Annotated in this window: 10 protein-coding genes, 1 other RNA gene and 2 pseudogenes; 8 read left to right on the plus strand and 5 right to left on the minus strand. The window is 47.9% G+C overall.

From position 1 onward, the window contains the following. Window positions 1-144: 144 nt before the first annotated feature. The 6 genes and pseudogenes from ACJ8M3_RS18340 to ACJ8M3_RS18365 all read left to right on the plus strand — a co-directional run bounded on the left by ACJ8M3_RS18340 (window position 145) and on the right by ACJ8M3_RS18365 (window position 4,208). Entirely contained in the window at window positions 145-621 is a 477-nt protein-coding gene (locus ACJ8M3_RS18340; protein ID WP_145957733.1) for a DUF6650 family protein, read from the plus strand. A 142-nt stretch (window positions 622-763) separates the two neighbouring features. Next, a complete protein-coding gene (locus ACJ8M3_RS18345) occupies window positions 764-1,489 on the plus strand; it encodes a hypothetical protein (protein ID WP_442514716.1) in 726 nt (241 codons plus the stop codon). Between the two features lie 182 nt (window positions 1,490-1,671). Further along, a complete protein-coding gene (locus tag ACJ8M3_RS18350; RefSeq protein WP_233503931.1) occupies window positions 1,672-1,899 on the plus strand; it encodes a hypothetical protein in 228 nt (75 codons plus the stop codon). Next, window positions 1,896-2,075, plus strand: a pseudogene (locus tag ACJ8M3_RS18355) (ogr/Delta-like zinc finger family protein); the annotation flags it as partial. The gene ACJ8M3_RS18350 and the pseudogene ACJ8M3_RS18355, both read left to right, overlap by 4 nt. A gap of 658 nt (window positions 2,076-2,733) precedes the next feature. After that, window positions 2,734-3,627, plus strand: coding sequence for a DUF4747 family protein (locus ACJ8M3_RS18360; RefSeq protein ID WP_089197356.1), 894 nt, complete (start codon window positions 2,734-2,736; stop codon window positions 3,625-3,627). Further along, a complete protein-coding gene (locus tag ACJ8M3_RS18365) occupies window positions 3,627-4,208 on the plus strand; it encodes a hypothetical protein (RefSeq protein WP_089197355.1) in 582 nt (193 codons plus the stop codon). The genes ACJ8M3_RS18360 and ACJ8M3_RS18365 overlap by 1 nt, the downstream gene beginning before the upstream one ends. Before the next feature lie 45 nt (window positions 4,209-4,253). Here the strand turns inward: ACJ8M3_RS18365 and ACJ8M3_RS18370 are convergent. The 3 genes and pseudogenes from ACJ8M3_RS18370 to smpB all read right to left on the minus strand — a co-directional run. Beyond that, window positions 4,254-5,342 (minus strand): annotated as a pseudogene (locus ACJ8M3_RS18370) (integrase domain-containing protein); the annotation flags it as partial. Between the two features lie 119 nt (window positions 5,343-5,461). Further along, window positions 5,462-5,825: a transfer-messenger RNA gene (ssrA, locus tag ACJ8M3_RS18375) on the minus strand. 49 nt (window positions 5,826-5,874) lie between these two features. Then, window positions 5,875-6,357 (minus strand): SsrA-binding protein SmpB, encoded by a 483-nt coding sequence (gene smpB / locus ACJ8M3_RS18380; protein ID WP_016929804.1) that lies wholly within the window; start codon window positions 6,355-6,357, stop codon window positions 5,875-5,877. A gap of 161 nt (window positions 6,358-6,518) precedes the next feature. Here smpB and ACJ8M3_RS18385 point away from each other — a divergent pair, with 161 nt between their 5' ends. Both ACJ8M3_RS18385 and ACJ8M3_RS18390 read left to right on the plus strand, forming a co-directional pair. After that, window positions 6,519-6,953 (plus strand): type II toxin-antitoxin system RatA family toxin, encoded by a 435-nt coding sequence (locus tag ACJ8M3_RS18385; RefSeq protein ID WP_004929096.1) that lies wholly within the window; start codon window positions 6,519-6,521, stop codon window positions 6,951-6,953. Next, window positions 6,946-7,230 carry an RnfH family protein gene (locus tag ACJ8M3_RS18390; RefSeq protein ID WP_004929098.1) on the plus strand — a complete coding sequence of 95 codons (285 nt, stop codon included), beginning with the start codon at window positions 6,946-6,948 and terminating at the stop codon, window positions 7,228-7,230. The genes ACJ8M3_RS18385 and ACJ8M3_RS18390 overlap by 8 nt, the downstream gene beginning before the upstream one ends. A 117-nt stretch (window positions 7,231-7,347) precedes the next feature. Here the strand turns inward: ACJ8M3_RS18390 and bamE are convergent, their stop codons facing one another. Then, window positions 7,348-7,686, minus strand: a complete 339-nt coding sequence (gene bamE, locus ACJ8M3_RS18395; RefSeq protein WP_004929101.1) for an outer membrane protein assembly factor BamE — start codon at window positions 7,684-7,686, stop codon at window positions 7,348-7,350. A gap of 240 nt (window positions 7,687-7,926) precedes the next feature. Further along, window positions 7,927-9,588 (minus strand): DNA repair protein RecN, encoded by a 1,662-nt coding sequence (recN, locus tag ACJ8M3_RS18400; RefSeq protein WP_089197354.1) that lies wholly within the window; start codon window positions 9,586-9,588, stop codon window positions 7,927-7,929. Between the last annotated feature and the right edge of the window lie 37 nt (window positions 9,589-9,625).

The following is a 9,625-nucleotide window of genomic DNA, read 5'->3' on the forward strand; positions in this document are numbered from 1 at the left end:
GGTCTTAGCCAGAAACAATTTAAAAGATCTCGTTTAATGAGCTGACAAAATTATTTTAGTAAGAATAGTATAGAATAATCTCAGGCTATCGGATAGGTTTTTTTTCATAACTGCAGATATGATGTAAATACCAAGGGGGAAATAGTGAAATTTGAACTAATCTACAAAAATATTACTGGTCTTAGCTGTCCCATTTTTGGAATTCAGTGGAATGCGCCTATCATAGAGGCTGATGAAGCCAAAAATATTATATTATTTCTTGAAGATAAGCGTGTTTTATTCAATCCAGCCGATATGGAGGATGCAAATCATTGCGCTCAAAGTGTTATTCAAATTAGGAATGAATTAACTAATGCTCTTCGAAACTTGCCAAGTAGTTCTATTTTAGCGAGATCAATTAAGAGTATTAGAAGAGCTTGCCAAGAATTTAGTGACAAACTTGGACATCCAAAATTTTCGCAATTTGAATGCCCTGTGCAAGTATCCATGCTGGAGCGAGAGCTTTTCAAATTAAGAGAAAAGTGTGGCGTCTCTATAGCAAAAATAGCAGTTTCCTATGGCATTGATATTGATGATGGATTGGCTGGCATTATACCTTTTAATAATGCAGAAAACACATAACGATGAGCATCAACATTTCGCTAGCGTTGCTAAACAACTTCCAAGATACGCTCATGTAGCGTTGCTGCGGAAAGTGATATACACAACAACCTTGACGCGTGTCAAGCAATGACAACCACCTACCTAATAAATCGAGGTCTAAATGACATTTAGTAATGACTTTCTAAAAATATTAGGCGCATGGCAAAAGGGTTGGAAAGAAGATCAAACCGTTCGACTGGAGCTTGCTCAAAGATTGAGGAGTGCCTCGTTGGCCTTACCAAGTCAATTCAAACAAGTTGATCAACCCTGTTATCGAAAGCATTTTCTACGTAAAGGTGAACTCTTTGAAATCATAATGGTTGATGGGAAAGATGATGACCTGACAAGCTGGACTATTTGCCAAAAGTACGCTGAAAATTTTAAGGGTTTACATAAGCCTGGGGCTGTATCAGCGGCAATATTTGAGCATTTTCCAACTGCAAGTGAAGTAGTCCTGAATATATGTGAGCTTTGGAAATCGGAATCATTTATATGTTCGGCTGAACAATATAAAAAGGCAAGTGGTGAAAATGCGGATGCCATCTTTAATTTCAAAGCATCGCAGGGAGAGGTTATATTGAGTTCCCCGCTTAAGGGAAGTGAGATTATTGCTCTTACTGGTGCATCAAGTCCATTCGATGAGTTATGCGATAAAGAAAAAATTCCTGAAACCGAAAGAAATGAATACTTTAAGAGGCTAATCGATCTTAACCAGTATCCAGAAACCCTCAAGTACACGTCCAGGGAAGGGACTCGTCGAATCATTCAAAATACAATAACTATTATAGAGAGAAAAATTGAAGAGGCAAAAAACAAATCTCATAAAAGCGGCGGCAAAAATATATGAGTCTTCTAGGGATTGATAGATAAAATGGCTCTTTTGGTCGTGCTGGCTCTCTGGTTTATGTACGTAAAATTTCCTCTATTTATTAACACAACACATTATAAATTATGTTTTCAGTAGCTGTAAGGAAAATGAGATAGTCCGCACTGGCTTCACGGGCTTACAGCGTCTATGCGGACAATCCGATGAAAATGATTGAGCAACAGGTACTGGGAAAGCTACAAGGCCGGATTCACGTTGCCATGGCACAGCAAAACATCGACCACCCGGTGCTTAATGAGATTGGCCTGACGATACCGGAAGAAACGGGCGCATTGCCGGAACTGCAAAACAGTCCTGCCAAACGAATGCAGGCTGTCTCAGAACTGAAGGAAAAACGTCAACGCTTACAGCAGAAGGGGGCCAAATCATGATGTGTTGTCCGCTGTGCACCCATGCATCCTATACTCGCACCAGTCGCTATATCACGGAGCGGACGAAAGAAGTCTATTACCAGTGCCAGAACATCGTGTGTTCCTGCACATTTAAAACGGTGGAGAGCGTCGATAAGATTTTGTGTCAACCGATTCAAGCGGAAACTGTGACCAGCTAAGATTTACCGCCGCCGGAACAAAGGACATTAAACCGTTACCGCCGTTATAGCCGAAACCAAACACTTCATTGATTGAGCAGGCCCCGCTGCAATACTGATTTTGCTGCGGGGCTTTACCGTTCCACAAGCTCGAAAACAGCCTTTTTCTGGCTAGCCTGCCTTAAATCGAGCGTGCATGCATAGGGTGCATGATTTTGCATGAATCCCCAGCCTTTCAAAACAGCCAAAACCCCGCGCCACAAGGGCTTACAGGGTATCTATGTCATGCATGAAATGTGCATGATAAAGTCAGAGCGCGTAGGCGAGGGAGTATTGCGCGCCCAGAGGTTTGAGCGACTTTCGCTTCTCCTAATGTATCTAAAACTAGTTTATCGAACTACTCTTGAACGAATTGATTTTGTTTGATATTTGTTTCGTACCATAATGAATGTTTTTGTATAACCAATTGTATAATATATAATTATTTTTTTAATGATAAGTGTTTAGGTTAGTCACTTCTTATGAAGTAACTTACATAATTAAAGCTGCAATCATTTGCATTGAAATAGTTTTTGGTGATTATTTTATTTTTCACACATTAGAAATTATGGTTATTGAAATTTAACTCAGTTAGATGTATGTATACTTAACAGTAGGTCTTTAAATGGAATAAAAAATGGCAAGAACAAAAAAACTCACGTATGGAGCTGTGAATATTACTATACATCCCCATTCTTCTAAAAAGTATATTGAACTATTCAAGATGGCTAGAAGAATTGCTGAGAATGTACATTTGAGAGGCGATTCATATGCAGCCTTATCATATTTTTCAGCATATAAAAGAGGCCAGTCTGACAAAGAGCCATTTGAAGGGGAAATTTTAAAGTTTATTGATATTGATATAAATGGCGATTGGTTCAATATTTCTAGAAAAGATATCGCTACTGACGAGGAAAAAAATAAAATCAGCATACCTGATAACTTGAAACCGAATGTTGGAAGGTTTACTTTTATATTCTTGCCGGTTAGTCATTTGCTTGTTTACGAAATGCAAGATGGAAATAAAAACCTTTCATCAAAACAGGTTGAGTTATTCCTAAATAAAATATTTTCTGATGAAAAAATAGTTAAGAAATTTGGGCGTGTTAATGTTACGGTGTTAACTGAACCTGATAGTGTGGAGAAGATTCTTTCATTAAAGGGGATTACATGCATTAATATGGTTACACGACGACCTAACCCGGATGATCTTGCTACAGCAGAAAGTGTAATGCAAAAAAGATTTAGGCGGTTGGGAGTTATCGAGGAAGATAAAACGTATAAGTCAGATAGGGGCGAAGAAATAAAACCTGATAAAGAGTTAAAGCAAGATGCTCTGATTGCTTCTAGAAATGGAGAAGTGAGTGTAAGACGAATTAATGATGATGGATATGTAGAGGTTCATTCAACAAATACACTACCGCTTAGACGGGTTGAACCATTTGATGCCGATGTAACATCTGTAACCGAATTGCTAATAATGAAAGCTCAATCTCTTAGGGATGAGTTCAAAAGGCTGTTGAAAATATAATGAAAGAAGATAAAGAGTCAATGAGTGCTTTTGCACGATACTGGAAGGTATACGGTGGCTTTCAGGCTGTATTTACAAGCCGCTACTTTTGGTGTGCATTTTTAATGACCTTGATTCTTTATCCATCTTGGACTCATTCTGGGTGGTGGAATGACATTTTATCACTGATGCCAAACTTACTTGGGTTTTCACTTGGTGGGTTTGCGATGTGGATTGCTATTGGAGATGACAAGTTTAAAAGAATTATATCTGGAGACGAGATTAATGAGCATGGAGAGTTGGAGTACTCTCCTTACATGACTGTAAATTCAACTTTCGTTCATTTCATACTTCTTCAATTGTTAGCTATTATTTTTGCATTGCTAACTAAATCATATAGTTCCATTCTAAGTAATAGTGCCTTTATGTACTATTACTTAGGGATATATTACAAGCACCTCCTTTTTCTCATGAGTTTTATTGCTTATTTTATTTTTGTTTACTCATTGTTTTCTGCCATTGCCGCCGTTATGGCTATATTCAGAGTGTCTAGTTGGTTCAATGATTATATTACTATTGAAAACAAAAAAAATAAATTATGACTCCAAAAAAGATTAGCGGATATTTTCATATACAAATTTTCCCCATCATGACATCAATGCGAGTCTTTGATCCAAATAAATAGACCGATTGTAGGCCCGTCTAACTTCATTTTTTTCACTGTGGGCAAGTGCTGCCTCGATCACATCTGGATTAAACTCTGCTTCATTCATGGCGGTACTAGCTATAGAACGTAACCCATGAGCAACGAGCTTACCGCCATAACCAATTCGTTTTAAAGCCGCATTAGCTGTTTGGCTGTTCATCGGTTTTCGTGGATCATTGCGGCTAGGGAATACATGTTCACGCCTGCCACTGATAGACCGCATGATTTTAAGAACCTCTAATGCCTGGTCTGACAGTGGGACGATATGATCACGCTTAGCCTTCATTCGTTCTGCCGGGATACGCCACTCACGGTTTTCTATATCGATCTCAGCCCATACGGTTGCGGAGGATTCTGCCGGACGTATCAGTGTCAGCAACTGCCATTCAAGCAAGCAACGAGTGGGTATCGATAGATTGCTCATTGATATAGTGCGCATCAGCTTGGGCAATTCTTCGGGTCGTATAGTCGGCATGTGCTGCTTCTTAGGTCGTTCAAAGGCATTACCGATGCCAGAAGCCGGATTAGCATCAATCAAGCCGGTGTTGACGGCGTAGATCATGATTTCGTTGATGCGTTGCACTAATCGGCGAACGGTTTCTAATGCACCACGGGCCTTGATAGGTTCCAGCACCTGTATTAGCAAACGCGCTTTGATGTCTTGAACAGGAACATTCTCGATAGATGGCAGTATGTCTTTTTCAAGAGAACGCCAGATTTCCTCCGCATGCTTAGCGCTAACGCTGGCCTGCTTCAACGCGAACCAATGCTTTGCCACATTCAGAAAAATGCTTTCTTGGGCTATCTGTTGTTATTCTGCTCCTTTGGCCTGTGGGTCAATACCTCTTGCCCATATTGTGAGCTTTTCGGCTCGTATTTGCCGGGAATCTACAAGTGACAGGGCTGGATAGGCACCGAGGCTAACCATTGTTTGTGAACTGGTGGCGGGGTGAAGGTAGCGGAAGTGCCACAATTTCTTTCCCGAGGTTTTGACTAACAGGAATAGGTCGTCGCTGCCGCCGTTGTGTAGGCCCCCCGAATTTAGCTGGGTATCCTCGGACAGATACAAAAACAAAAAAAGCCCGCAACCGAAGTTGTGGGCTTTTTCGCTATTATCGCCGGGTCTATCTGGTTCACTGGCGACGTATTTGGTGGAGCTGGGGGGATTTGAACCCCCGTCCGAAATTACTACACCGTCGGCACTACATGCTTAGTCCAATCTTTACATTCGCCGGCCAGCTGCGGATGGACACGCTACTGACAGACTAGCCTGATTGAGTTTAACGCTTCAGCCCCAGGCAGGACATCCACGCGATCTCTTTTGGGTTTGACCTCTCTTGATCCCCGTCCTAAGAGCGGAGGCTAGGGAGAGAGGGCTCTAAGCAGGGTATTAAGCTGCTAAAGCGTAGTTTTCGTCGTTTGCGACTATTTTTTTGCGGCTTTTTACGAGGCCAACCGCCCCTCGGCATGCTCCTAGGGCTTCGCAAATCCCGTCGAATCCAGAATCAGCCCCAAGTAACTTTGTGCAGTATACCAGAAGTTTACCTCGATAAGCCAGCGGCTTAACGATTGGCGTGCTTCATGATACGGGCTTTAGCCGTCTGCCATTCGCGATCTTTGATGTCATCGCGTTTGTCGTGCTCTTTCTTGCCTTTGGCTACGCCGATCTTGATCTTGCTCCAGGCATTTTTCCAATACAGGGACAAGGCCACCACGGTGTAACCGTCGCGGTTGACGCGGCCGAGCAGGGTGTCTAGCTCGCGTCGGTTCAGCAGCAGTTTACGGGTACGCGTCGGATCGCACACCACATGCGACGAAGCCACGTTGAGCGGGGTGATGGTGGCGCCAAACAGGTAGGCTTCACCGTCACGGAACGTCACGTAGCTGTCGCTGAGGTTGGCTTTGCCTGCACGCAGCGATTTAACTTCCCACCCTTGCAGCGACAGGCCCGCCTCGAACTCTTCTTCAATGAAGTATTCGAAACGCGCGCGCTTGTTTTGGGCAATGGTGGCGGAACCGGGTTTGTGTGCTTTTTTCTTTGTCATAGTGCGTTCATTATACTGGATGCTTCAGCGAAAGAAATCCTTTCCCGTTCAGCACCTGCGCAATTTTTCGCATTTTTGGTGCCCTCATCCCTTAGCAGATTTTTTGTTTGCCGCCAGATAAATGGTATTATCTGTACGTTTTATGTCTTACAGGAAATGATATGCCCCAGATCAGTCGGTCTGCATTAGTGCCGTTCAGCGCCGAGCAGATGTATCAGTTGGTTAACGATGTTCATTCTTATCCCGATTTTCTGCCAGGCTGCACCGGCAGCCGGGTGCTTAACGCTACCTCCAACGAGATGACCGCCGCGGTGGACGTCGCCAAGGCCGGTATCAGCAAGACCTTCACCACCCGCAATACGCTGCTGGATAACCAGAGCATCAATATGCAACTGGTCGATGGTCCGTTCCGCAAGCTGATGGGCGGCTGGCAGTTCACGCCGCTGAGCGAAGAGGCCTGCAAGGTGGAGCTGCACCTGGACTTCGAGTTCACCAACAAACTGATTGAGCTGGCGTTCGGCAAGGTGTTCAAAGAGCTGGCGGGCAGCATGGTGCAGGCATTCACCCAGCGGGCGAAAGAGGTCTACAGTGTCTGACATCCAGGTCGAGGTGGTGTACGCCTTGCCGGAGCGGCAGTACCTGCGCAAGGTGAAGCTGGCCGAGGGCAGCAGCGTCGAGCAGGCGATTCAGGCTTCAGGCCTGCTGGAGCTGCGCCAGGATATCGATCTTAAAAGCAACAAAATCGGCATTTACAGCCGCCCGGCCAAGCTGGGCGATACGCTGAACGATGGCGACCGGGTGGAGATTTACCGGCCGCTGATCGCCGATCCGAAAGAGCTGCGCCGGCAACGGGCAGAAAAGGCAAAAAAATAAGGCGCTATAAGCGCCTTATTTTTTATCTGAAACTGATTTTTTCTTCCGCGTTGCAGCCTGCGACTGTCATGAGGAACACCATGCCCCCTCATGGGCCGGAAGAACGGGAAGCGCCGATTACTTGGTCAGCGCCGGTTTGTTCTGGATGTCGGTCAACACGCCTGCGCTGTCGAAGGTCAGCGTCAGCGTCTGCTGGGTGATATCTTCATGGCCAGGCTGCTGGCGGAACACATAGAACCACGTCTGAGTTCCGAACGGGTCTTGCAGCATTGGGGTGCCCAATGTGTAAGCGACCTGTTGTTGGGTCATCCCTTTCTGAATTTTCGCCACGTCGGTCGACGTCAGGTAGTTCCCCTGGTTGATGTCAGGACGATAAACCACCTTTTCAAAAGTAGAACAGCCTGCAGTCAGCATCACAAGAACTACAGCGGCGGCAGTCAGCGTTTTACAGCGCATAGTAATCACATTCCTTTAGGGCATAGGATGCCGATGATAATAGACCTTGCGGCAGTTGGAAACCTTTATACCCTTCATCTTTCACGTTGCGACGCATTGGCTTTCCTTTAGCACCTCAAGCGCTTGGCCTTTTTTAGGCTGTTGAGATGGCTTTGGATCACCGCCGCGCCGCACTTTAGATATTTCTCGGGCCAACAGCGTCACTGTCAGACCGCAGGAAAGTGAAAAAGTTGAGCTTTTTTATGCCGCCAGCAGTTCTTTGGCGTTCGCCAACGTATTGCGGGTGACTTCGCTGCCGCCGAGCAGGCGCGCCAGCTCCTGCAGCCGGGCGCGTTTATCCAGCGGCGCCATCTGGGTTTCGGTGACCGTGCCGTCGGTCTGCTTGCTGACGAACAGGTGCTGATGCCCGCATCCGGCCACCTGCGGCAGGTGGGTGACGCACATCACCTGGGTGGATTCGCCGAGCTGGCGCAGCAGACGGCCGACGATGGCGGCGGTCGGGCCGCTGATGCCCACGTCCACCTCATCGAAGATCAGCGCCGGAGTTTCCATCTTGCGGGCGGTGATCACCTGAATGGCCAGCGCGATGCGCGACAGCTCACCGCCGGAGGCGACCTTCGCCAGCGGCTGCAGCGGCTGCCCCGGGTTGGTGGAGACGCAGAACTCGGTGCGGCTGGCCCCTTCGGCGCTCAGGTGCTGCGGTTCGAAGCGCACGTCGATGTTGAATTTGCCGTGCGGCATGGAGAGCGCCTGCATGCTGTCGGTGATTAGCGTGGTCAGCTCGGCGGCGTAGTGCAGGCGTTTCTGGTGCAGCTCTTCCGCCAGCGCCAGCGCCTGCTGGTGATGCAGGGTAACCGCCTCGTTCAGGTGCTCATGGTCGCTTTCCTGCTGAGACAGCAGCTGCTGTTCATCCAGCAACTGCTGATGCAGCTGCGGCAGCTCTTCCGGCGCGACCTGGTGTTTGCGCGCCAGGCTGATTTGACGCGACAGGCGCTGTTCCAGCTCGTGCAGGCGATTGGGATCGAGATCCATGCGATCGGCGTAATGGCGCAGTTCGTCGCTGGCTTCGCTGATCTGGATAGAGGCCTCTTCCAGCATGTCCAGCAGACCGCTGAGCTTATCGTCCAGCCCGGCCAGCTCAAGCAGCAGGTGTTTGGCGCTGTAAAGCTGGCTGAGCATGTTGTTCTCGTCGCTGTCGGCCAGCAGCTGCAGCGTTTGCTGGCTGAGGGTCAGCAGCTGGCCGCTGTTGGCCAGGCGCTTGTACTCGGCGTCGGTCTGTTCGAACTCGCCGGCCTGCGGCGCGAATTCGTTCAGCTCTTTCAATTGGTATTGCAGCAGCTGCTTGCGCGCTTCGCGCTCGATGGACTGCTGCTGATGGTGCGCCAGCTCGCGGCAGCTCTGATGCCAACGTTGGTAGGCCTGGCTCATCGCCGCCAGCAGGGCGGGTTCGTCGGCGTAGGCGTCGAGCAGCGCTTTTTGGTGCTCCGGCTTGAGCAGCAGCTGATGGGCGTGTTGACCGTGGATTTGGATCAGGCGTTGCCCCAGCTCACGCAGCTGCGACAGCGGCACGGCGGTGCCGTTGATAAAGCCGCGCGAACGGCCGTCGGCGTTGATCACCCGGCGCAGCAGGCATTCGTTGCTGTCGTCCAACTGGTTCTGCTCCAGCCACGCGCGCGCGGACGGGGTGTCCGCCAGCGAGAAGCGGGCGCAAATGTCGGCACGGGCGGCTCCCAGGCGCACCACGTTGCCGTCGGCGCGGTTGCCGAGGCACAGCCCCAGCGCATCGATGGCGATGGATTTGCCGGCGCCGGTTTCACCGGTGATCGCCGTCATGCCCGGTTGAAAATCGATTTCCAACTCATGAACGATAGCAAAGTTGCTGATGGTTAATTGCGCCAGCATGGGAACCTTCCTGTGTATAAACACATAACTGTAGTTT

Origin of the sequence: Serratia sp. CY55921, from assembly GCF_052167655.1 — a bacterium.
GTDB lineage: Bacteria > Pseudomonadota > Gammaproteobacteria > Enterobacterales > Enterobacteriaceae > Serratia > Serratia ureilytica.

Bases quoted from the DNA above. Each gene is read 5' to 3' on its own strand.
- ACJ8M3_RS18365 (WP_089197355.1), top strand. From the start codon at position 3,627: ATGAAAGAAGATAAAGAGTCAATGAGTGCTTTTGCACGATACTGGAAG.
- ACJ8M3_RS18385 (WP_004929096.1), top strand. From the start codon at position 6,519: ATGCCCCAGATCAGTCGGTCTGCATTAGTGCCGTTCAGCGCCGAGCAG.
- ACJ8M3_RS18360 (WP_089197356.1), top strand. From the start codon at position 2,734: ATGGCAAGAACAAAAAAACTCACGTATGGAGCTGTGAATATTACTATA.
- smpB (WP_016929804.1), bottom strand. From the start codon at position 6,357: ATGACAAAGAAAAAAGCACACAAACCCGGTTCCGCCACCATTGCCCAA.
- bamE (WP_004929101.1), bottom strand. From the start codon at position 7,686: ATGCGCTGTAAAACGCTGACTGCCGCCGCTGTAGTTCTTGTGATGCTG.
- recN (WP_089197354.1), bottom strand. From the start codon at position 9,588: ATGCTGGCGCAATTAACCATCAGCAACTTTGCTATCGTTCATGAGTTG.
- ACJ8M3_RS18345 (WP_442514716.1), top strand. From the start codon at position 764: ATGACATTTAGTAATGACTTTCTAAAAATATTAGGCGCATGGCAAAAG.
- ACJ8M3_RS18350 (WP_233503931.1), top strand. From the start codon at position 1,672: ATGAAAATGATTGAGCAACAGGTACTGGGAAAGCTACAAGGCCGGATT.